This is a genomic window from Pseudalkalibacillus sp. R45 (genome assembly GCF_052246725.1).
Lineage (GTDB): Bacteria > Bacillota > Bacilli > Bacillales > Fictibacillaceae > Pseudalkalibacillus.
This window is the reverse complement of record NZ_JBQQCL010000009.1, coordinates 150,659-173,512: the sequence shown is the minus strand read 5'-3', so window position 1 is coordinate 173,512 and position 22,854 is coordinate 150,659. Positions and strand designations below refer to the sequence as shown.

24 protein-coding genes are annotated in these 22,854 nt (G+C 41.6%); 7 read left to right on the top strand and 17 right to left on the bottom strand.

The genetic code is table 11. The features are described from left to right. Window positions 1-237: 237 nt before the first annotated feature. The gene (locus ACTWQL_RS16315; protein ID WP_443143482.1) at window positions 238-2,574 is read right to left on the bottom strand and encodes a putative bifunctional diguanylate cyclase/phosphodiesterase; all 2,337 of its coding nucleotides are present in this window, start codon (window positions 2,572-2,574) and stop codon (window positions 238-240) included. Window positions 2,575-2,738: 164 nt separating this feature from the next. Here ACTWQL_RS16315 and ACTWQL_RS16310 point away from each other — a divergent pair, with 164 nt between their 5' ends. Next, on the top strand, window positions 2,739-3,647 hold the full coding sequence (locus ACTWQL_RS16310) for a DMT family transporter (RefSeq protein WP_443143481.1): 909 nt from the start codon (window positions 2,739-2,741) through the stop codon (window positions 3,645-3,647). Continuing rightward, the gene (locus ACTWQL_RS16305) at window positions 3,647-4,243 is read left to right on the top strand and encodes a lysostaphin resistance A-like protein (RefSeq protein WP_443143480.1); all 597 of its coding nucleotides are present in this window, start codon (window positions 3,647-3,649) and stop codon (window positions 4,241-4,243) included. Before ACTWQL_RS16310 ends, ACTWQL_RS16305 begins: the two co-directional genes overlap by 1 nt. A 2-nt stretch (window positions 4,244-4,245) precedes the next feature. Here the strand turns inward: ACTWQL_RS16305 and ACTWQL_RS16300 are convergent, their stop codons facing one another. The 6 genes from ACTWQL_RS16300 to ACTWQL_RS16275 all read right to left on the bottom strand — a co-directional run bounded on the left by ACTWQL_RS16300 (window position 4,246) and on the right by ACTWQL_RS16275 (window position 9,086). Then, a complete protein-coding gene (locus tag ACTWQL_RS16300) occupies window positions 4,246-4,467 on the bottom strand; it encodes a hypothetical protein (RefSeq protein WP_443143479.1) in 222 nt (73 codons plus the stop codon). A 695-nt stretch (window positions 4,468-5,162) separates the two neighbouring features. After that, complete coding sequence (locus ACTWQL_RS16295) at window positions 5,163-5,378, bottom strand: DUF2188 domain-containing protein (RefSeq protein WP_221563614.1); 216 nt, start codon at window positions 5,376-5,378, stop codon at window positions 5,163-5,165. Window positions 5,379-5,540: 162 nt separating this feature from the next. Beyond that, the gene (locus tag ACTWQL_RS16290; RefSeq protein WP_443143478.1) at window positions 5,541-5,903 is read right to left on the bottom strand and encodes a hypothetical protein; all 363 of its coding nucleotides are present in this window, start codon (window positions 5,901-5,903) and stop codon (window positions 5,541-5,543) included. A gap of 214 nt (window positions 5,904-6,117) precedes the next feature. Continuing rightward, the gene (copZ, locus tag ACTWQL_RS16285) at window positions 6,118-6,321 is read right to left on the bottom strand and encodes a copper chaperone CopZ (protein ID WP_443143477.1); all 204 of its coding nucleotides are present in this window, start codon (window positions 6,319-6,321) and stop codon (window positions 6,118-6,120) included. Window positions 6,322-6,347: 26 nt separating this feature from the next. After that, window positions 6,348-8,771, bottom strand: coding sequence for a heavy metal translocating P-type ATPase (locus ACTWQL_RS16280; RefSeq protein ID WP_443143476.1), 2,424 nt, complete (start codon window positions 8,769-8,771; stop codon window positions 6,348-6,350). Window positions 8,772-8,789: 18 nt separating this feature from the next. After that, entirely contained in the window at window positions 8,790-9,086 is a 297-nt protein-coding gene (locus ACTWQL_RS16275) for a metal-sensing transcriptional repressor (RefSeq protein WP_443143491.1), read from the bottom strand. Between the two features lie 190 nt (window positions 9,087-9,276). Here ACTWQL_RS16275 and ACTWQL_RS16270 point away from each other — a divergent pair, with 190 nt between their 5' ends. The 3 genes from ACTWQL_RS16270 to ACTWQL_RS16260 are packed head-to-tail and all read left to right on the top strand — an operon-like array spanning window position 9,277 to window position 13,032. Then, window positions 9,277-10,821 (top strand): spore germination protein, encoded by a 1,545-nt coding sequence (locus tag ACTWQL_RS16270; protein ID WP_443143475.1) that lies wholly within the window; start codon window positions 9,277-9,279, stop codon window positions 10,819-10,821. Continuing rightward, window positions 10,811-11,911, top strand: a complete 1,101-nt coding sequence (locus tag ACTWQL_RS16265) for a GerAB/ArcD/ProY family transporter (RefSeq protein WP_443143474.1) — start codon at window positions 10,811-10,813, stop codon at window positions 11,909-11,911. The genes ACTWQL_RS16270 and ACTWQL_RS16265 overlap by 11 nt, the downstream gene beginning before the upstream one ends. Next, complete coding sequence (locus tag ACTWQL_RS16260) at window positions 11,911-13,032, top strand: Ger(x)C family spore germination protein (RefSeq protein WP_443143473.1); 1,122 nt, start codon at window positions 11,911-11,913, stop codon at window positions 13,030-13,032. Before ACTWQL_RS16265 ends, ACTWQL_RS16260 begins: the two co-directional genes overlap by 1 nt. A 23-nt stretch (window positions 13,033-13,055) precedes the next feature. Here ACTWQL_RS16260 and ACTWQL_RS16255 read toward each other — a convergent pair whose 3' ends face one another. The 8 genes from ACTWQL_RS16255 to ACTWQL_RS16220 all read right to left on the bottom strand — a co-directional run bounded on the left by ACTWQL_RS16255 (window position 13,056) and on the right by ACTWQL_RS16220 (window position 20,369). Then, entirely contained in the window at window positions 13,056-14,111 is a 1,056-nt protein-coding gene (locus ACTWQL_RS16255; RefSeq protein ID WP_443143472.1) for a class I SAM-dependent methyltransferase, read from the bottom strand. 90 nt (window positions 14,112-14,201) lie between these two features. Continuing rightward, entirely contained in the window at window positions 14,202-14,945 is a 744-nt protein-coding gene (locus tag ACTWQL_RS16250) for a TspO/MBR family protein (protein ID WP_443143471.1), read from the bottom strand. A gap of 49 nt (window positions 14,946-14,994) precedes the next feature. After that, the gene (locus tag ACTWQL_RS16245) at window positions 14,995-15,645 is read right to left on the bottom strand and encodes a TetR/AcrR family transcriptional regulator (protein WP_443143470.1); all 651 of its coding nucleotides are present in this window, start codon (window positions 15,643-15,645) and stop codon (window positions 14,995-14,997) included. Between the two features lie 58 nt (window positions 15,646-15,703). After that, window positions 15,704-16,720, bottom strand: coding sequence for an ABC transporter permease (locus tag ACTWQL_RS16240; protein WP_443143469.1), 1,017 nt, complete (start codon window positions 16,718-16,720; stop codon window positions 15,704-15,706). Continuing rightward, window positions 16,710-17,444 (bottom strand): ABC transporter ATP-binding protein, encoded by a 735-nt coding sequence (locus tag ACTWQL_RS16235; RefSeq protein ID WP_443143468.1) that lies wholly within the window; start codon window positions 17,442-17,444, stop codon window positions 16,710-16,712. Before ACTWQL_RS16235 ends, ACTWQL_RS16240 begins: the two co-directional genes overlap by 11 nt. A gap of 229 nt (window positions 17,445-17,673) precedes the next feature. Next, window positions 17,674-18,381 (bottom strand): purine-nucleoside phosphorylase, encoded by a 708-nt coding sequence (deoD, locus tag ACTWQL_RS16230; RefSeq protein ID WP_443143467.1) that lies wholly within the window; start codon window positions 18,379-18,381, stop codon window positions 17,674-17,676. Window positions 18,382-18,468: 87 nt separating this feature from the next. Beyond that, window positions 18,469-20,163, bottom strand: coding sequence for a M3 family oligoendopeptidase (locus ACTWQL_RS16225; protein WP_443143466.1), 1,695 nt, complete (start codon window positions 20,161-20,163; stop codon window positions 18,469-18,471). 65 nt (window positions 20,164-20,228) lie between these two features. Next, window positions 20,229-20,369: a hypothetical protein gene (locus ACTWQL_RS16220; RefSeq protein WP_443143465.1), complete on the bottom strand. Its 141-nt coding sequence runs from the start codon at window positions 20,367-20,369 to the stop codon at window positions 20,229-20,231. A gap of 139 nt (window positions 20,370-20,508) precedes the next feature. On the opposite strand from ACTWQL_RS16220, the gene ACTWQL_RS16215 reads away from it, so the two are divergent. Continuing rightward, window positions 20,509-21,378, top strand: coding sequence for an STAS domain-containing protein (locus ACTWQL_RS16215; RefSeq protein ID WP_443143464.1), 870 nt, complete (start codon window positions 20,509-20,511; stop codon window positions 21,376-21,378). Window positions 21,379-21,396: 18 nt separating this feature from the next. Here ACTWQL_RS16215 and ACTWQL_RS16210 read toward each other — a convergent pair whose 3' ends face one another. Beyond that, window positions 21,397-22,167, bottom strand: a complete 771-nt coding sequence (locus ACTWQL_RS16210; RefSeq protein WP_443143463.1) for a class I SAM-dependent methyltransferase — start codon at window positions 22,165-22,167, stop codon at window positions 21,397-21,399. Window positions 22,168-22,170: 3 nt separating this feature from the next. Continuing rightward, complete coding sequence (locus ACTWQL_RS16205) at window positions 22,171-22,572, bottom strand: HIT family protein (RefSeq protein WP_443143462.1); 402 nt, start codon at window positions 22,570-22,572, stop codon at window positions 22,171-22,173. Window positions 22,573-22,589: 17 nt separating this feature from the next. Between ACTWQL_RS16205 and ACTWQL_RS16200 the strand changes: the two genes are divergently transcribed. Next, a complete protein-coding gene (locus ACTWQL_RS16200; protein ID WP_443143461.1) occupies window positions 22,590-22,802 on the top strand; it encodes a hypothetical protein in 213 nt (70 codons plus the stop codon). Window positions 22,803-22,854 lie beyond the last annotated feature (52 nt).

The window sequence follows — 22,854 nt, the reverse complement described above, 5'->3', positions numbered from 1 at the left end:
AACGACTTTTAAAGAAAACTTGGCGAGACCAAGCCTTTTGTAGGTCGAGCCTTAGTTGCCCTTATACTGAAGAAAGTATTTTATACTTTCTTTAAGTGCAAGAGCAACAAAGTTTGCGAAAACAGCCCTACTTTATGTGAAGTCGGCGACGATTTCGGTATTTAGACATTCCCAACATGGTTTAACAAGTAGGAATAACAAGAAAAGACTGACGCAGGTCAGTCAGTCCTTTCCCTTTTATACACTTTGTTTGAATGGAAGTAGATAACTGTGTTCCAGATCTTTTGTTGTCAGCGGTTTTGAAAAATAAAATCCTTGTACTTCTTCACAATGGATGGATTTCAGGAAATTCAATTGCTCGATTGTTTCAACGCCTTCAACTACAACAGAAAGGTTGAAGTGATGAGATAAATCAATGATTGCTTTCAGCATCGCTGTATCATTAAAGTTTCCAGGCACCTCTATGATGAATGGCCTTGCAATCTTCAATTGATTCAGCGGATAATTTTTCACATAACTTAATGATGAATACCCGGTTCCGAAATCATCAATCGAAATCTGGATTCCCATTGCTGCAATTTCGTGCAATTGAGCAGTTAAACATTCCTCGTTATTCATCGCAACACTTTCTGTAATCTCAATCACTAATTTATCAGCTGGAAAAACCGCTGTCTCCAAAAGCACGGAAATTTTCGAACAAAGATTTCCTTGCGCAAATTGCTGTGGAGATAAATTCACACTAAGCCGCGGCGGGGCAATCCCTTCCTTTTCCCATTCGTTGAACTGGTGGATCGCTGTCTTCATCACAAGGTCATCAATCTGTACGATCAAGTCAAACTCCTCAGCCAGCGGAATGAATTCTCCTGGAGAAATCACACCATGTTTCGTATGCTCCCAGCGCACAAGTGCTTCGACCCCTGAGAAAGCACCTGTGTGGATATCAAATTGCGGCTGATAATACACCAGGAATTCATTGCGTTTGATGGCAGCGTGAAGGTCTGTCAAAAGCTTCATTTTACCTACAAGCTCCTGGTCCATTTCAGGGGAATAAAAGACAACTTTACTCTTTCTGTCTTCTTTTGCTTTATACATTGCTAGATCTGCATGCTTCATCAATTCCTCTACCGATTCTCCATGTTCAGGATAGATCGACACCCCCATACTTACCGTGATCGACAATTCCTTTCCTCTAATATGAAATGGCGCTTCGATGGTTTTCATGATTGCAGCCGTCAGCTCTTTGATTTCATCTTCGTAATAGAGAGTATCTATTAGAATCGCGAACTCATCACCGCCATGTCGTGCCATGAATGCCTCAGTCGGCAGACAACTTTTGATCCGTTCAATGACGTGCAACAATAGCTGATCCCCGATCGAATGGCCGAGTGTATCATTAACATGCTTCAAACGATCCACGTCCAGGAATATCAATGAAACCATCGTACGGGATTGACTAGATTCGAGGATCTTCCACTCAATCATTTGTTCAAGATAACGTCTGTTCGGCAGTCGGCTGAATGTATCATGGCGTGCAATATAATCGATCTGTTTGAAAGCATCTTCCAGATCCTTATGTGAATCCGTCAGTTCTTGTGTACGTTCACCGATCTTCTTCTCAAGATGCTGATTGAACAATTTAAGATGTTTCACAAGTGATTGGTTTTGGATGATACTGATGATGTCCCGACAAATCACGAGAATGAAAGTGGCAATCAGACTTCCAAACAATATGTCATTCGCACGATAGACAAATAGAAATTCATACAAAAGAATGAAGACACCCGCGTATTGGATGATCGGCCGAATCAGTTCCCAGTGGGCATAGGATAAAGTGAACCGGTCCTGATATTGATTGAGGAGAGGGCTTTTTTTTCGATGAAAAGCAGATGCGATCATAAAGATACCTAATCCATCTAGCAATAGGTATTTCTCACGCACTAGAGAACCGTCCAGTAGATCAAAAAGCATGAGGGTATCCGCTGCCAGGCAGATCAACAATCCAGAAAAAAGTCCATTCAGAATCCTTTGATTGATAGGCTTGTCAACAATCAAAAATAATGTGGCCAGGATGAATACTACGTAAAGAACGCCTAACGGGTAAAAGACCGTATGCATAGGCACACCATTTCCAGCAAATTTTTCATATGTCACAAATGAAATGGCTCCTAATACAGTTATCGTTATGTGAAGATCAAATAACAAATAGCTCATTTGGAAATTGGATCGTACTTTGGTCAATACAAAAACCAATCCATATGAGAGAAGTAATATATGTAAGATCCAAAACGCATCTGAAATTGGATCCAGTTGGCCATTTCCATTGAAAACCTTTATGAATTCTGATGCACCATAGAATACGAGACTTGCACTTACACAATTGATTAAAACTTTAGTGAGTTGATTCCTCCGGGCTGCTCCTCGGAATAAGATCCACATGCTTGAAAGAAGCAGTATTCCGAAAATAGCTATGATGATTGCTGTAAAATATGGTGTTGAGTCTCCAAGAAAAAGGAATAGAGAAAACAAGATGAGCAAGATTGCTCCAACACCTATCCGAACTTGTGACAGAGTCATAAACGAATGCCCCCAACATTGACCTTATAACTTCTTTACGCTTTATATCGACAAATCTCGACTTCTCTTTAGGTGTATTTTGTAATTCATTCAAATTGTGTATTTCTCTAAGAAAAAGAGAGTGATAAACTACAAGTGAGAAGAATTGGTACGGGGGTCATCCATTGAAACAAGAACCGATCATAAATCCTTATATCGCCATAGGTATTGGTGTGTTATCCGTCTCTACGTCTGCGATTCTAGTCAAGCTATCAACAGCACCTGCACCTGTGATCGCGACCTATCGCTTGCTATTCACAACGTTACTGATGCTGCCTTTCATCCTTCTCTATTTCAGGGATGATTTCAAGAAAATACATAAGAAAGATATGCTTTTCTGCTTATTCTCAGGGATCTTTCTCGCTTTCCATTTTATCTTATGGTTCGAGTCATTGAATTACACATCCGTCGCAAGCTCTGTTGTGCTTGTGGCCCTTCAGCCGATTTTCGCTTTTGTGGGAACCTACATCTTTTTCAAAGAGAAGCTTTCCTTGAAAGCATTTATCGGTGGTGCCTTAGCGATCGGCGGCAGCATTCTGATCAGCTGGGGGGATTTCAGGATCAGTGGATTGGCTCTGTTCGGGGATCTTCTTGCTTTATTAGGTGCGGCCGCTGTCACAGTCTATTATTTATTCGGGCAGACTGTACGGAAACGGCTTCATCTGATGACCTATACGTTTCTAGTTTACGGTATGGCGACTGGCACTCTATTCATCTATGATCTGTCACTAGGTTACACGCTCGGACCGTACAGCACGGAAAATTGGGTGTATTTCTTACTCCTGGCAATTTTCCCGACACTCCTTGGTCATACCATTTTCAACTGGGCTTTGAAGTATGTCAGCACGAACGTCGTTTCAATGTCGATCTTAGGCGAACCGATCGGTGCTTCGATCCTTGCGTATTTCATTTTGTCTGAATCCGTTCGAATCGAGCAAATCTCAGGCGGAGCCATCATTCTTTTCGGAATATATATATTTCTGAAGAGAAAGAAGAGATCACACCCGTTGGCTGAAAAAGGTGTGAAAAATTAATGTCTAAAAACACATCCGTATTCCTTAGCGTCTTGTTAGCATCGGTAGGACTTGGAGCAGCCTTCCAAGCAAGTGAATCGTTTTGGGTGTTCTTTCCTCTCGTCCAAGCTGGTTTATTGATTTTTTCGCTTATAAAAGGAAAAGCCAGCTGGAAGAACCTCAATAAAAAATATGCGATGGTTGCTGTTGGAAGCGGAATTTTCATCTATGGCTTTTTTGCGGTCGGAAAGTTGCTGGTGACAATCTTCATCCCTTCCTTATTCATACAACTGGAAAATTTGTACAGGGTGATTTCACCTGAAACATGGTGGCACACCCTCCTCGTATTTGTGATCATCATACCAGCCGAAGAATGGTTTTGGAGAGGATATGTACAAAATCGATTGCACGGGACTGTAAGGTTTCGGGTAATTCTATCTGTTCTGTTGTACGGAGGGGCGCACCTAGCATCTGGGAGTATCTTGCTTGTATTAGCGGCGCTGTTTGCAGGATTTTCATGGGCAATCCTTTATGAAAAGACGAAAAACATCTGGGTGCCTTTGGGATCCCATCTTGTATTCGATTTGCTGTTGTTTGTGCTCTTCCCATTGTTGTAGGCTCAGTTGTATTTTCTAGTTTTTTTGTTTGGCTCTTTTCTAAAAGATTGTTGCTTTTGAGTCATTTTAAAAAACTCACCTTGTGCAAGTTGATTGGAGAGCAAGGTGCGAGACTCCTCGAAAATGAAAATCGCATTTTCTTCGTGCGATGTAACGCTGCCGAAGCTTTCCTTGTCCTGCGGGATCAGCGTGCCTACTACCTGAATAATCTCCTCGCAAGGCATGCGACGAGGAAGCTCGCTTCGACAGGACTTTCTTGTAGACGCAGGAGCACAAATGCTTCCTTGATAAGGAGACTCCTGAGGTCGCAAGGCAACGAGTGGGCTCCCCGCACGCCCCGCGGAAAGCGAGCATCCTGGAGCGTAAATCAACGACTTTTAAAGAAAACTTGGCGAGACCAAGCCTTTTGTAGGTCGAGCCTTAGTTGCCCTTATACTGAAGAAAGCATTTTATACTTTCTTTAAGTGCAAGAGCAACAAAGTTTGCGAAAACAGCCTTTTGTTAAAATCATCCCTTTCTACGGGGCAAACGACAAACGGACGCTCTAATGATCCTTGGCAATTCAAGGGGGCAAACCCGGTAACGGACACAGGAGACCTTATTTGGTCAATTTAATGGAAATTTACAAACTTAACGGACACCAGGGACCTTATTTCGCAAATATCATGGAAAATCAGCTACTTTGTTCACAAATAACGGCTCTGGTGTCCGTTAGAATCCAGAAACAGTGATTTTGTCTAAAATAACGGCTCTGGTGTCCGTTAACTATAAAAATAGCTGCTTGGTCTCGCCTGGCTCGATTTTCCCGCTGGAGTGTCGCAAATTTCGCTTGCAACAAAAAAAGGAGTGATCGTTAGAAGGTGGTTTCCCTTCGATCATTCCTTTCTTCTTTGTATTCGTAACGATAATCTTGTTCCCATTATTGCTGGATGGTAAGAGGTAAGTACTTGTTGATTTCACGAATGGTGCCATCTTTTCGGTAAATGACATGTTCGTACCCTTTTTGCTGCGCACGGTGTTTAGCAACTTCAATTGCGTCCTGCTGTGTAAGGTGCGTACTAGAGGATCGGTAATTCCCGTCTAAAATATTTGCCCACTTCTTCCCTCTTTTTACGGTTACAATCATTCTAGACATATTCCCACATCCTTTTCCAATTATTTTTAAGGTACTTTTATCCTACCACAGCATAGAGCACCCTTGTATTGGGAAAGTATGATGAATTTCATGCCGAAAAACCGTGTATTTCATCATGGATTTTCCCAATTTATTTTGGTTGTCGAGGTCTAAAGTTGCATTTTACCAGCACAAAGAGAGCTTAATGTTAAAACACGCATCAATGTGATCCGGTTGAAAAGTGATTTGGATACCCTCTGGGTTTAACTTTGTGGAGAATTCGGTTACGACTCCAGTGGACTTGATCAAGTCGTGGACTTTCTTATTCTGACTCAGCTCTGCTGCTTTTTTCAGTTGTTCAGCAAATCCTTTCCTTTCTGCCACTGTTTCAAGAAACCCCTGAAGTTCCTTGGCGGGAAGTAGAAAACTTTTTGCTGAGTACTTCAATTGGGTGACATCATTGGAATTGGTTGTGATCGGCAATCGCGGCACCCATTTCCCCCAGCCTGAATAACCGCCATAATAATCCCACTCTGAATCCGACATACGACTCACCGTCCTTTAACCCAATCTATTCAATTGAGGTTATCCATGTTTATGGCTCCAGTCAGTATTGGTAGATGCTCAGATTGGGACTTTCATTGATATATTTTGAGTTTGAACCGATATCCCCGTACTTTGCACCGATATATTCTGAGTTTGCACCGTTAACGCCCCACCACAAGAAAAGAAACCGCCCTGCTGGACGGTTTCCTCATCTCTATTTTACATCATATCCTTGATCTTCAATTGCTTCTTTCATTTGTTCTTCTGTAACCTTGCCTTCTGCGTAATCAACGTGTGCTTTCCCTTTATCAAGATCAACTTCAACACGCGTTACTCCCTCCAACTCTTGCAACGCATTCGTTACAGCCTGTTTACAATGATTGCATGTCATCCCTTTTACATCAAGTGTCTTTTCCATGTTATTACCTCCTATAATAGTGGTGTTTATAGTTTCACTCTCTTCAATCGAAGGGAGTTACTTACGACTGAAACTGAACTGAAGGCCATCGCAGCTCCTGCAACCCATGGTGCCAACAGACCGAGGGCTGCAACGGGAATGCCTGCTGAATTATAAAACAGTGCCCAGAACAAGTTTTGACGGATATTCCTCATCGTCTTTTTACTTAAGACAATCGCTTTCGTAAGAAGTTTCAAATCCCCTCCGACAAGGGTGATATCCGCTGTTTCAATTGCAACATCCGTACCTGTTCCGATTGCCACTCCGATGTCGGCTAGTGCAAGGGCAGGCGCATCGTTGATTCCATCGCCCACCATCATCACCTTTTTACCCTGTGATTGCAATTCACGTACTTTTTCCGACTTATCTTCCGGCAGCACTTCAGCAAAGACTCCTTCAATTCCGATTTGATCTGCAATCGCTTTGGCAGTGCGTTCATTATCACCGGTTATCATATAGACGTCTATACCCATGCTTTTCAATTGTTCGATAGCTGTTTCAGATGTTTCTTTGATTGTATCAGCGACAGCAACCAGAGAAACTAGCTCATTATTGATCGCCATCAGCATGACCGTCTTCCCCTCATGCTCCAATTGTTTGATTCTGTTTTCATGCTCAGAGGTCGGGATGAGATGTTGTTCCATCAACTTCCGGGTTCCCACCAGCACCTTCCGATTTGAAAGATCAGCTATGATTCCATGGCCGGGCACAGCCTCAAAGTTATCTGCTTCAAGCATGTCAACCTGTTGTTCTTCACCATAAGCAACAATCGCACCTGCAAGAGGATGCTCTGAGCCTTTTTCAGCTGAAACAATCAGGCTTAACAAATCATCGTCCTCTTTCAATGGGATCCAGTCTGTCACTTCAGGTTTCCCTTTTGTAATCGTACCTGTCTTGTCAAACAAAACCGTATCGATCCGATGAGTCCCTTCTAAAAACTCTCCACCTTTAAACAAAATCCCCTGTTCCGCCCCTTTTCCCGTTCCAACCATAATGGAAGTCGGGGTTGCGAGACCAAGCGCACAAGGACACGCGATGACAAGTACTGCAATTGCTGCCTCCAGGGCAGTTGTCACTTCTCCTGGTGCTGCGAAAACAAACCAGATGAAAAATACAATGACACTGATCGCAACGACGATCGGCACGAATATTCCAGAGATGACATCAGCCATCCGCTGAATCGGAGCCTTGGATCCCTGGGCTTCCTCAACGACCTTGATGATGCCGGCAAGTGCTGTATCTTTTCCGACTTTCGTAGCTTTTATTGTCAAGGTGCCATTTTTATTGATGGTCGATCCAATCACTTTATCCCCGCTGTTTTTTTCAACAGGGATCGACTCTCCTGTAATCATTGATTCATCAATCGAAGAATGTCCTTTGACGATTTCACCATCTACTGGAATCTTTTCTCCAGGCTTTACAAGTAAATGGTCACCTACCCGGACCTGATCAACTGCAACTTTCCTTTCAACGCCGTTTTCAATGATCGTAGCGTCTTTCGCCTGAAGATTCAGCAATGATTTGATTGCGAGAGTCGTACGTCCTTTCGCAAGGAATTCGAAATATTTCCCTACTAGAATCAACGTGATCAGGATGGCACTTGTTTCAAAATACAATTGAGGTTCATATCCTGGCAAATAAGCCGAACGCAAAGCCTCAAGCAAACTATAAAAGTAAGCGGCGGAGGTTCCCAATGCAACAAGCACATCCATATTCGCGCTTTTGTTTTTGAGTGCCCGGTATGCTCCGACATAAAACGGACCGCCGATATAAAACTGGACCGGTGTTGCTAATGCAAATTGCAGCCAGGGGTTCATCAAGATATGAGGGACAGGAATTCCTATATCAATCGGTAGATGCCCCGCCATCGTATACAATAATGGTGCTGAAAGAAGAATCGAAAGTATTAACATTCGTTGCTTTTTCTTCAGTTCCTTGTCTTTTTTCTCCTCTTTCGCTTCTCTGTCTTGTTTAACTTCAGCACTGTAGCCCAGATTTTCGATTTTCTCAACGATATCTTGTTGGGTAACGAGACCAGGTTGGAATTCAACTTTTCCTGTTTCTGTCGTCAAATTGACATGGATGCTTTTTACCCCATCCATTTTACCGACCACTTTTTCGATACGGTTTGAACAAGCAGCGCATGTCATACCATAGATGTCTAGGTCAAGTCCTTCTGTCGGTACATCATAACCAAGCTTTTGAATACGCTCAATGATATCTGTCGTTTGCACAGCATCCTGATCGTATTTGACTGTAGCTTCTTCAGTGGTCAGGTTGACGGAAGCCTCTACACCGTCCATCTTATTCAGAACTTTCTCGATACGGCTTGAACACGCAGCACATGTCATACCCGTGATCGGTATCTTTTCGTCCTTCATAGGTTTTTGTCTTTCAAGTGCTTCACTCATGTGTACACCTTCTTTTTGTTATGACTTCGAAAACTGCCTTACGACTTTCATCAATTCCTCCATATATTCATCGCCATTACCCGATTCGATCGAATGCTTGACACAGGTATTCGCATGTCGCTCCATTAACGAAAAACCAACCTGCTTCAGAGCGGAATTGATAGCAGAAATCTGTACGAGGATATCCATACAATAACGATCGTCTTCTACCATCTTGTGCAAACCACGAACCTGGCCTTCAATCCGCTTCAGTCGATTTAAAATCCGGTTCCGTTCATCTTCTGTTCTTGGAATGATCGGGGAATCATGATCCATCATCGTGCCACCTCTTTCATTTGAATTTTTTATTAATTGTTGTATTTGAATACTGATTGAAAACTTCTTTGTATTTACTATACCCCCCTATAGTATGATAATGCAACCATTTTGTTTATAGCATCTGGATATTTATGTCTGAATTGGGAAGGTTAATAATTAGCTTATCTACACAGATGGAGTGATCATCGTGAGAAGGAAACGGAATCGGAAGTATATTGGTAAGAACAGTAGCAACCAAGAAATGAAATCCTATGAAACAAATTTGAATGGAACAACAAAAATCATGTTCGAGGATAAAGACCAGAATATAGAATACTTGAAAAATGCATTCTTCAAAACAGATGATTTTGGTTCACGAACGATCACTTTCAACAATCAGAAGTATACGCTCCTTTTCATTTCGTCATTAGTAGACAAAAATATGATCAATGAACTGATTGTCAAACCAATGTTAGAAGCACATGAAGGTTCTATCCCTGATATCGTGACGACTGCCCATATAGAAGAAACAGATGATCTGACAGATGCTGAAAGGGGCCTTATTAAAGGGCAATGTGTCATTCTTTCGGACAAAGAACCAAAGATTTACCTCGTCAATGTATTTTTGACTAAGTTTCGAAATATCAGGGAACCGACTAATGAATATGTCATCCGTGGAGCGCACGAAGGTTTTATTGAAAGTTTAGAGATTAATATCTATCTCATGAGAAAGCGTATTGAAAATCCAAATTTGATTGTGGAATATATTACTATAGGAAAAGTAACCAATACCAAGTTAGCCATGATGTATCTGAAAGATATGGCAGATCCCGATCTTGTAGAAAGAATTAAAGGGAGACTAAAACAAATCAATACCGATTCAATCCAAACACCTGGTTATATTGAAGAGTTCATTGAAGAATATCCATGGTCACCATTCCCCCAATCCCTTAATACTGAACGTCCAGACAGGGCTACCGGTAACATCATGGAGGGAAGGGTAGCTTTATTGATGGAAGGGAGTCCAACTGCCCTGATCATGCCTGTAACATTTTTCAGTTTCTACCAATCTCCAGACGATTACAACAGCAGATGGATTGTCGGAACATTTTTAAGAGCACTTCGCCTCGCCAGTTTCATAATTGCAATTGGACTTCCGGCACTATATATCGCACTTGTCTCATTCAATATGGAAGTCATCCCGATTGAACTGATTTTTTCTGTAAAAGAATCCTTGGAGTTTATCCCTTTTCCTCCATTGATTGAGGCTTTCATCATGCAATTGACATTGGAATTACTTCGTGAAGCAGCAGTTAGACTTCCAAGTCCAATTTCCCAAACAATCGGTATCGTTGGTGGATTAGTCATCGGAACTGCTGTCGTTCAAGCCAACTTGATCTCGAACGTCATGTTGATTGTCGTTGCCATTACCGGAATAGCCTCGTTTGTAGTACCTTCTAATGAAATGACGACAACGTTACGGTTGCTAGGTTTCCCACTTATGATATTAGCCTCTTTATTCGGGGTCGTCGGGATTGTATTCGGGATGATGGTCTTACTGATTCATTTATGCCGAATGGAACCATTTGGGCATCCATACTTTGCTCCATTTGCTCCATTTCACCTTAAAGATATTAAGGATACAGTCATACGGTTGCCAAGATGGGTACTGAATACCAGGCCATATGATGCTCGTCCACAGCATTATCGTCAGGTATGGGAATCTAGGAGATGGAAAAAGGATGAAGAATAAATCAGAAACGATTACAAGATTTCAGTTGACTTACATGATCATACAGACGCAAGTCGGGGTAGGTTTGTTAAGCTTGCCGTATTCTGTCAATCAAGCAGCTGGTAGTGATGGTTGGATTTCTGTCATCATAGCAGGTGTGATCATCCAAGTCCTCATCCTAATGTTATGGGGGTTAGGAAGACGTTTTCCGGATAAAACCATTTTCGGAATCGCCGAATTGGTAGCTGGCAAAACTATAGGTAAGCTAATCGGCTTTGCGTATGTGGTATATGGTATCGCCGTATGTACACTCATTCTGATCTTATATCTATACATCCTTCAACATTGGGTACTGAATTCAACACCTCGTTGGGTCCTATTGATAATAATGATTTCTACCTGTTGGTTTCTAGTGAAGGACCGCGTAAGAATCATCGCTAGATTTTATATGTTTGTCATGGTTCTAGTTCCCTTTTTGATTTTTTTTACGATCATGGCCTTCCCTAATGTCATGGAATATCGTTACTTACTTCCGGTTGGCGCCTCTGGAATAATGAGTATATTGAAGGGAGCACATGCGGTATTGATTTCAATGCTTGGTTTTGAAATGCTGCTCTTATTATTCCCTTATGTACAGGCGAATGACCGGCAAATACTTAAATCCGTTTGTATTGCAAGTGGTTTTACAACAATCCTGTACTTATATCTCGTCTTTATAAGCTTTGTGGTCTTTTCACCAAGAGAAATCAAATTAGTACCGGAACCTATTTTGTATATGTTAAAAGCAATCACTTTCCAAATTGTAGAACGAATTGACTTACTGTTCATCGCTATATGGATTGTTGTTGTGGGGACTTCTTTCATCAGTTATGTCCTATTTGCAGCAAAGGGGATGCAGCACATCCTAAAAAAGAAAAACCACAGTAAAATGCTATATATCATTTTTCCGATTGCTTTTGTTGGATCACTTATTCCCCAAACAGATTTTCAGATTGCATCATTCAGTAAAATAGTGGAGTATTCGAGTTATTTTTTTATAGTGGTGGTACCTGTAATTTTATTGCTTCTTTCTATGGTACAGTCTAAATTGAGGAATAGGAGAGCACGATAATGAAGAAATATTTACTTTGTATCATTCTGATGTTACTTCTCCTTACTGGCTGCTGGGATCAACGGATGATAAAAGATTCACGCCTTGTCTACGCTACCGCTTTTGATCTTACAGAGGATGATAAAATAAAAGCTACATCCGTCATGAGAGGATTCATAGCCGCTGGTGAAAGTGGCGGTGGTACACCCCGGAATGAACTCGTAAAGGCCACAGGTGTTAATTTAAGGCAAACACGAATGAATATAGACCATAAAATTGCCAATACATTCAACCCTTCTAAAAATAGGGTTTTCTTGTATAGTGATGAAATTGCAAAACAAGGTCTTTATCCTTACTTGGATATTTTTTATCGTGATCCAGAAAGCCCATTAAACTCTAAACTGGCGATTACGGAAGGAGAAGCAGGAAGAATTCTAGACTTGCGTCAAAAAGAAAATACATTGATTGGTGAATTCATTGAAGAATTGATCATCAGTGGAGAAGAACATACAGTCGTCCCGAAAATTGATGTCCAAACTGTATGTCCTGTATTCTTTGATGAAGGAAAAGATCCATATATACCTTTTATACAATTAAATGAAGACACTGAGAATGTAAGCCTTAAAGGAGTCGCTCTATTTGATGATGACAAGATGACTGGGTCACTTGATGATGATGAATCTAAGCTGTTACTAATCCTCCATAATAAAACACGAAAAATCACGAGAATTATTCAAAAAGTGCATGAAAACGAAGAACAGGAAATTGAAAACTATGCAAGCCTCCATGTGAGTGAAAGCAAATCGAAAATGACTGTCACACCATTATCAGATGGTTCAATAACAGCCTCCTTCCTTGTAAATATGTCAGTTGATTTAGTTGAATACCCACTCGACAAATTGACGTCCCACAAAAAAGTCGAACAATTGAACAAAAAGTTGTCTGAAGGTATCACGAAAGATGCTAATGAAGTTTTAGACAAATTGAAGGAAGCCAATAGCGATCCATTTGGTATCGGCCGTGAATTGATGGCTTTCCACCCTGAAGTATGGAGAAAACTGGATTGGAAAAAAGAATATCCTGAAATAAAAATGGACGCAAAAGTCAATGTAGAGATCACAAGTCATGGAATCATCAACTAGAGGATCATCCAGAAAAAAACACTCTATCGTGGTTTTGCAACGATTCCATTATGGACTTTCATGTAGCCATGCCGCAATATATCAAAGCCTGACTGATAAAGGTATAATCCCATTTGCCGGATGTCCATCAATTCCCGATATGTATGGTTCATCACATCGGACATGACGTGATAATACATTCTGGACTTCCATTGGTTACGAGGGGTTGTCATGATCACATATCCCCCAGGTTTCAAAAAACGGCGATGGAAATCAAGAATTTCTTCTTTATAGGCATCGGGTACGTGCTCTAATAATCCAACACTGATGACGATATCGAATTCCTTTCCATATTTGAGGTTCCGGATATCCTCAACCACATATTCGATGTCCATTTGGTGTTTATACCATACCCGTGGGCTTCCGGTCTCAGGGTTTTCTCCTAAGAAAGGGTATGTATCAGGGAATTCAGCAAACCGATTCGTCTTGCAATAGTCATCATAATCAACCATGACCACTTGACCGCCTGGATACATCGCTTGCAGCTGCATCGCTTCGTATCCTTCAGCTGCACCGAGAAATAGAATGTTCGGTTTTTCGACATCAAGTCCTTCGAATAGAGCTCTTTTCCCTCTCGGATCCCAAATACCGTCCTCGATCCGATGGGCATAATTCCAAAGAGATAAGCGTACTAGATCTCCGATTCCATGTTTTACTTCATGGAGTTTAAACTGTTTCAGATGATTTTTCAGGTTTTCTTTTGCTTCGTTTCGTTTTTTCGGAACATCCTTCACAAACCATTCATGAAATGACCGGTTGAAATATTCCCACGACGTTTTTACCGGCATCGTCTGCTTGTGTTCTTTTTCCCAATCCGTACGATCAACAGACATTTTCTTTACTTCATAGGGTTTTCCGATCTCTTTCCATGTCAACTTCGACCAATCTTTAACGACGTTCGCATTGAAAAATCGGTCTGTCCTCTCATTTCGAGGATTCCTGAGATCGATACGATAGCTGGCTAGCACATCAGTAAAATCAAAATCGTTTTCATCATAAGGTGTAATTCTCGGACGCTTTTCTGTATGAATGATGGTCATACTCGTTCCTCCGTCCCTTTTGTTTCTTATCTTCCATATTACACGCACAAGAGAAAACGAGTCAATCTATAATTTGGAATCTTCTGACTATTAACGTTTGTATCGAATGATAAGGTGGAATAAAACGAAACTTATCAACAGGATCCCCAAAGCCAGGGTTGTATTTTTAACAAGTGGAACATCAAACTGCTCGACCGCAATTCCAAAATAAGCCCATACAAAAACAAGCGGATAGACAATGTCCTCATTCTTGAGGGAAAAGATCAATGCAATCAATGCACCAACAACTAGCATGGTGACTGACCATGTTGCATCAGATAATCCCCACCTGCTCCAGTTATTATAATCCAGAACGATACTTGCATTGGATATCGTGGCGACAGATACCCATCCTAGGTATACCGAGAAAGGTAACCAATCCATCAAGCGCCGTCCGGAGGATCGCTTAATCAGCGAGTAAAGGATGATCAGTGATACCAGCAGCCCTACCATGACAGCAAATGTCCAATTGAAGTATTCATAATGCCAGAGTAAGATCCAGCTCGTATTCAACAACGAACTGATGATAAACCATAATCCTGTTTTCTGAAAAACATTGTGGTTTACACTTTTTGGAAACAGCAGATAGACGAGCCAAATTGCCAATAAAATATATATGACTGACCAGATGGAAAACACATACCCTGCAGGCGTGAATAAGACATCGAAACGGTCAGAGATCTCCTCCGTCGTCTGACCGTTTAAAGGCAGGATGTTGGCATAAGCATTCATACCCACCATTAATAGATAAGAAAGTACAGAAAGAATGTACAAGACGATGACCTTTTTATTCATTTCTTTCACCTCTACCACTTTACATACCTCTTATCAGTATGTCTTATTCTCACTTTTTCTCCACACCGTGTAAAATCATTTGGATTGTCTCTTCGATCGCCTGTACCTCATCCCATTCACTTTCTGGAAATAGGATGAACTTGCCGAACAAAAGACCGATGATTGAGGAAGCAGTAAAACGGATGATCGACTTTGGCGGTAAATCGATGATCTCCCCTTTTTCTTGAAAAGGAATAATGACAGATTCAATTCTCGATACCACTTGTTCCATGACTGTTTCACTGAAATGCTGCCTCAATTCAGGATGAAATGGGATTTCCTGCAGCAAGATCTTCACAACTGATAAATGCTCCTTGATGAACGTCAACCGATTCAGTAATAAAGCCCTAACAAATTCCTCGTAGGATTGGAAGTTCTGTTTAAAGACCTTTTGAAAGTCTTTTATAAGCAAAGGCGCTATCAATTTGGCCATCACCGGGGCTACGATTGACATGAGCAGATCCTTTTTCGTTTTATAATGACGAAAGATCGTCCCTTCAGCAACACCAGCCTTTTTTGCGATCTCTGACGTAGAAGAGGCAGCATAGCCTTTTTCAGCAAACACCTCAATCGATGCCAGCAAAATCTTCTTCTGTTTCTCTGTCATCTTTTCTTCATCCATCAGGTTAAAAAAATCATCCACCCAATTGTTCACATCCATACACGTTACTCCTTTGAAAGATAGTCAGTGTTGTTTCGTTTATTTCATCCATTCAATTTTAAAAGCTTCGGTATTTCCGTAAAGCGAAGATATTCGCAATTGAAAAGAATAACGAAAAGCCAAGTAAGACAGCTAGATCCGTTGCAATCTCTTCGAATCCCAGCCCTCTAATCATAACATCCCGTAACGCATCTGCCGCATAATAAAGCGGAGTGATTGGACCGATCCAGCTCACCCAATCCGAAATCGCTTCTAGATCGAACAGACCCGAAAAGAAAACCTGCGGCACAATCACAATCGGAATGAATTGGATCATCTGTAATTCATTTTGCGCGAAGGCTGACAGCAGCGTTCCGAGTGACAAAGCCGTGAAAGCACATAGCAACGTGACAGCTAACACCCAAATGAAGTCACCGATCATGAGCAGATCAAGGACATAGATGGAATAGAAAACGATCAGCGTCGATTGGATAAGTGTAAAGAATCCGAATCCTAACAGATAGCCGATGACCACCTCTGTTTTTTTCACTGGACTTGCCATCAATCGTTCCAATGTTCCACCCGTACGTTCTCGTAAAAATGATACTCCTGATAGCAAAAAAACGAAAAAGAATGCAAAGAACCCGATCAGAACCGGTCCGAAATTATCAAAGCTCGTCATATCCTCAGAACCATAGTAGTATTCAACTTCTGGTTCCATCACATGATTTTGTGGCTGCATGGAACGCTGCATGACCGACAGTGCCATTTGGTTCTTGCCTGGGTCGCTTCCTTCAAGGATGATCCTGGGTTGTTGATTCTCTATTGTAATCCAAGCATCGAGACTGCCATCTTCGAATTTTTGTTCTGCATCCCTTTCATTCATTTCTTCAATCGTAATATCCTGCTTTTCCATCAGATTTTTAATCGGTTCCGGAACGTGTTCAACCCCGATCGCAGGGACAACTTCCTCACCATTGAACACAAGTGAAATGATCGTCAAAATCAGTAAAGGTGCAACCAGCATCATCGCCAGCGTTCTTTTATCATGTACAAACTGCTTGATGATCCGGACCGTGAGCGCTCTAACCCTCATGTTTTCCACCTCCGTAATGTAAGAAAGCTTCCTCGATTGATTCAGATTCCGTTTCCTCTTTTAACGTATCTGGTTTTCCGGCTGCAATGATGGAACCATCCCGCATCATCGCCAGGCGGTCACACTTTTCGGCTTCATCCATTACATGTGTGGTCACTAGGATCGTCATCCCCTTTTCCTTCAGCTTATAAAACTCATTCCAAATCGATTGCCTGAGGACTGGATCGATGCCGACGGTCGGTTCATCCAAGACGATCAATTTCGGTTCATGAAGCAAAGCGACTGCCAATGAAAGTCTGCGTTTCATTCCGCCTGAATAATTTCGGACAAGCTTCTTCTTATGTTCTGTAAGATCCACCAGCTCAAGAACTTCTATAATCCGCTCCTTTTGTTTCTTACCTTTCAAACCATACATCGCTGAAAAGAACTTGAGATTTTCATTCCCGGTGAGGTCATGATAGAGCCCATCGGTCTGTGCCATATAGCCGATCTGTCGGATCAGCTTATGGGAAGGCATTTTTTCGTTGAACAAGGAAAACGCTCCACTTGTTGGTTTTTCGATACCCGCAATCATTTTAACAAGGGTCGTCTTCCCTGCCCCGGATGGCCCTAACATTCCAAAAATCTCTCCACTTTCCACACGTAATGACGTATCCTTTATGACAACTGTTTTCCCGAACGCTTTCGTCAAGCCCTTCAGTTCAATCACTGTTGACTCGTTCATGATTTTCACCTCTCTAGATTAAATATGAGTGATTACTCACTTTATTTTATTCGATATCCATCTGATGTTTCCTCTTTCTTTTATCAAAAAAAGATACGGGTTTTTCATACTGATTTCTGGAATTTTGGTCCATTTTCCTGAATTAGTAAAAAGTTCCTACTCCACACCTATACGAAAACGTCAAAACGCAAAAAAAGCACCCGCTCTCACGGATGCATTCCAAATTATCTTATTGATTTTCTACTGCAGTGTCTAAAGCCACCTCAATCATTTCATTGAACGTTTTTTGGCGTTCTTCAGAAGATGTGGTCGCTCCTGTAAAGACGTGATCGCTTACTGTTAGGATAGACAGGGCATTGACACCGAATTTGTTTGCCAAAGTGTAGAGTGCAGATGTCTCCATTTCTACAGCAAGAACTTGATAATCTGCTAATTTTTTCGCAAGATCCAACGTGTCGTTGTAGAAAGTGTCACTTGTGAATACATTACCGACTTTAACTTCCAGCCCTCGTTCCACTGCGTTTCCATATGCGCGATGAAGGAGATCAAAGTTCGCAGTCGGAGCAAAATCGATTCCGAAACGTTGCTGATTGGATGAAGAATCTGTAGATGCAGACATCGCAATGATCACGTCACGGACTTTCACATCCTTTTGATACGCGCCGCACGTCCCAACCCGGATCAGATTTTTCACGCCGTAGTTTTCAATCAACTCATGCGCATAGATTGAAATCGAAGGTACGCCCATTCCTGTACCCTGTACAGAAATGCGTTTTCCTTTATAAGTTCCCGTGAAGCCCAGCATTCCACGAACTTCGTTATAACACGTTACGTCTTCCAAGAAAGTTTCTGCAATGTACTTCGCTCTGAGCGGATCTCCTGGCAGCAGAATCGTTTCTGCAATTTCGCCTTCTTTGGCCCCGATATGAATACTCATTGAATCATTCCTCCTAAAAAATCTCATTCATTGGTGTCGTCACTGTTCATTAGGGTAACCGTTCTGAATCAATGCAATCCTACATTATTATAGTGCTTGGTCATCGACAGAATCAAGCCACTGCTCGATGTCAGCCACAACAGATTCTACACAAGTGCTTTCGAACGGTGCTTGAAGGTTAGCCATTTCAACGAGTTCTGTGAATGATCTGCTTCCACCTTGTTTGCATAGATGAAGGTACTCCGCCCATGCCTGCTCTTTATCTTCATTCGCTTTTCTCCAAAATTGCAACGCACAAATCTGAGCGAGGGTATAATCGATATAATAAAACGGCGTTCGGAAAATATGTCCTTGTTGATGCCAAAAGCCGCCCCGCTCCAAAAATTCATTCTCGGCATAATCTCGGTGAGGCAGATAGTTCCGTTCAATTTCCCTCCAGGCCGATTTACGTTCCTCAGGCGTTGCTTCAGGATGTTCATATACGTAGTGCTGGAATTCATCAACAGCTACCCCGTATGGAATGAACGTCAATGCCCCGCTCAAATGACTGAACTTGTATTTTTCCGTATCCTCTTCAAAAAACAGCTCCATCCATGGCCAAGTGAAAAACTCCATGCTCATCGAATGGATCTCTGCAGCTTCATAGGTTGGAAAGCTATATTCAGGAACGGATAGATGGCGGCTCGAATAGACCTGGAAGGCGTGTCCTGCTTCATGGGTCAATACATCGATGTCATGAGAAGTCCCAACGAAATTGGAAAAGATGAATGGAGCTTTATATTGGCTGATATACGTGCAGTATCCCCCAGAACGTTTTCCCCGTTTGCTTACGAGATCCATCAATTCATTGTCGTTCATGAAAGTAAAGAATTCATCCGTTTCAGGTGACAGCTCGGCATACATCTTTTTGCCGTTCTCGATGATCCACTCAGGATTCCCTTTCGGTGTCGGATTACCTGATTTGAAACTGAACGGAAGGTCATAGTATGCGAGACGATCAAGACCGATACGCATCTTTTGCCGTTCAAATAATTTCTGTGTGATTGGAACAATATGATCTTTCACCTGATTTCGGAATACACTCACTTCTTTTCCCGTGTAATCTGTACGGGTCAGTCGATCATACCCTAGCTCCACGAAGTTTTCATATCCGAGTTTCTTCGCGATTTCTGTTCTGACTTTTACGAGTTGGTCATAAAGATCATCTATTTTATCTTCATTTTCCACAAAAAATCCATATCGGGCTTTACTGGCACGTTTCCGCATCTCCCTGTCCTTCGATTGGACAAACGGACTCATTTGCGCCAGCGTCCGCTCTTCACCTTCAAACTCGATTTTTGCTGATGCGATCAACTTCGAATACTCAGATGCCAATTTGTTTTCTTTTTTCAAATCGTCTACGATTTCATCTGAGAAGGTTTTCAGGGTCAACTCTGCAATCTTGAACAGCTGAGGTCCCCATTCGTCTTCTAACTGAATGCGGAATTTGGAGTCCACAAGCTTTTTATAGAATTTTGATATGTATCCTTCATAAACTGGTGAATTGTCATCAAAGAAATCATGCTCCTCTTTGTAAAACTCATCGTTCGTGTCGATCGTATGGCGGACATGGCAAATATTCATCATCGACTCGAATTCATTTCGCATTTCCACGATGTTATCCAGCTGCTTCGACTGTTCTTGGAAGCTTCCAGCTTGTTCGAATTTTTCCAATAACGAAAAGAAATCTTTTTCAAACCTTTTCATATCGGGTCTTACATACTTATAATCTGAAAATCTCATATCCAAATCTCCTTTTTTCAAAATACTGGTCCATACGTCTTTCTACATATCGATATGGGAATCCTTCATTCCTCCTTTTCCCCTTCTCTCTGTTTGGAATGGAATACATCATAATAATAGAGCTTCGGGAGCCTTGAGTATACCCAATGGTCGTGCAAAAGAGATACTGTAACGAATGCAATCAACTGCCAATCTATATCCTTCATCAGTCCCTCCACCCTTCAGATCCAGTTCTTTCATTCTATGATTCCAACAGGATGTCTCATAATTGTATTTTTAATATAGGTTTTAATGTATAATAAGGGGACAATGTAGATTTTTTACAATTAATGGGGGATACGTTATATGAGCGGAAATTTGAATTTGATAGGTGAAAAAATAATTGAAAACCGGTTAGATATATTGAAAGAATCTACTGCACTACGGATGGAAGAGGAACCAGAACTTGTAGAAAAAATGATGTCCAGAAGATTGGTCTCTATGACGCAAGAAGAATCACAGGAGTTTGCTGCAACCTTCATTACATATTTGGGGGAGTCATTATTCAGTGACGAAAACGTTTATTTCAACCTCATAACAGAATGGGGTAAAAAAGCTGGACAGTTAGGGGTAAATGAAGGAATACCTTTAGAAGAATCTCTTGATGGATTACGCTTTTTCCGAAAAGCGATCCTAAATACAATCAAGAAGCAAGCAAATGGTACCGACGTTTTAACCATTGATGATGTACTTGATGCATGCGCTATCATCGATCCGTTGATTGATCGTTGTATCTACTGCTTCAGTCTCGCCCATCTTGATAACCATTACGAAACACTTTCTAAAGCACATGCGAAAGTCCAGGAACTTCAGATGCCGATCGTTCCAATTTCAGATGGTATTGCGGTGTTACCGATTATTGGAGAGCTTGATGAAGATCGCTCTCAATATATTCTCGAAAAAGCGTTGGAAGAAAGCAGCCGGTTGAAATTGCGCCACTTGATCATCGACCTGTCAGGTATTGTCATCATTGACACAATGGTAGCAAACAACATGTTCCGTGTCGTCAATGCTCTTAAACTACTAGGTGTCGATTCGATCATCACGGGTATGCGCGCGGAATTGACGCAGACGGTCGTATCATTAGGTATCGACTTCAAAGATATCTCTACATTCAGTAATCTTCAAAAAGCACTGGAATCAATCGGATTTTCACAGCATGTAGTAAAAAATTGATAGACAAGATGACCGGTATCATACTCGGTCATCTTTTTTACTTATGATGATGAAGCGGTGTTCAAGCGTTTCGATATAGTTTTCGTTTTCAATTGTTATTTCAATGTCAGCCAGCTTCTTCAAATGAGACTCGATTGTGAAGTTCGGAACCTGCCACGGGGATGCTTTCAAATAATAAAGGATTGCCCCTATATCGTAAAAACGGGAATAGGGGTGCGCCTCCTCTGCTGTTTCAATCGTAAAACCCGCCTTTTGGAGCTCCTCCCTTGCGTAGTCCAGGGACCAATAGCCAAAACCGAAATCCAGATTCTCGCCTAATAGGTCGTTCAACTTGTTATTGTCATTGCCACCGACCTGCTGGGTGATGAAAGTGCCTCCTGGTTTCAAGACACGAAAAACCTCTTCTACTGAATACGATTCATGTTTGTTGATGATCAAGTCGAACTGTTGGTCGTTAAATGGGAGCTGATCGTCTTCTCCCACTTCAAACACTTCTACACCAATCGGATTCAAGCGCCCTTTTGCAATCGGAAAATTAGGTGGATACCCTTCTGTCGCATAGGTCATTTCAGGCAGTGGCTGTAACTTGGATAGCAGCTCTCCTCCACCGGTCCCCATATCCAGCATACATTCAGCTTTTCTTATGAAAGGTAAAACTGTACTTCCATAGCTCCATGGCAGGGGTTCTGAACTGACCCTCCCAGTTTCGGAAAGGAAAGAAAAGTCCCAACCCGAAAAAGGCATCTCAGATAATTCCTTGTAATAGTCCAGTTTTTCTTTTGTACGCATGATTCACCTACTCTCTATGGCACGTTTGTTTTCAGGCTGTTTCAGCCAATATCGCAATCCTTTACCAGCGTGTGGTTCATCCGCATAGCGAGGAATGATATGGAAATGGGCATGGAAGATGAATTGATTGGAAACTTCACCGACGTTCCATCCTAACGTATACCCGTCTGGTCGGTACTTTTCGTCTATGTATCGTTTCGCTTTCTGAAGTAGATCGTTCGTAGCCTCCCATTCTTCTTTGGTGAGTGCAAATGCGTCTTTCTGATGGGCTTTCGGAACGATGACACCTGCTCCTAGTAAAACGTCCTGATGTTTTGGATGAAGTAAAAAGTAACAATGCTCATTCTCAAAGACAATTTGTTGTTCAGGATCTTTTCCTGGATTACAAAATGGACAATCTTTCATGTCAGCCTCCTCAATTGATGTCATTTTTCTTGGACTTACACATCATTAGTTCTGTTTCTGGTTCCAGAATCCCTCTTTTTAGTGGTGATCGAGCATTTTTGGAGGAGGTTGAGCGTTTTTGGGAGTGCTTCACTCAATTTTTTTGGGATCTTGAGCAATTTTCACGTGATCTTGAGCAAATTTATACCCTTCTTGAGCAATTTAGTAAAATAGAACTACCCCACTCATAACTGCAACGTACCTTGCTCAACTATAAAATAAAAATAAAAAAGTCTGGCATTT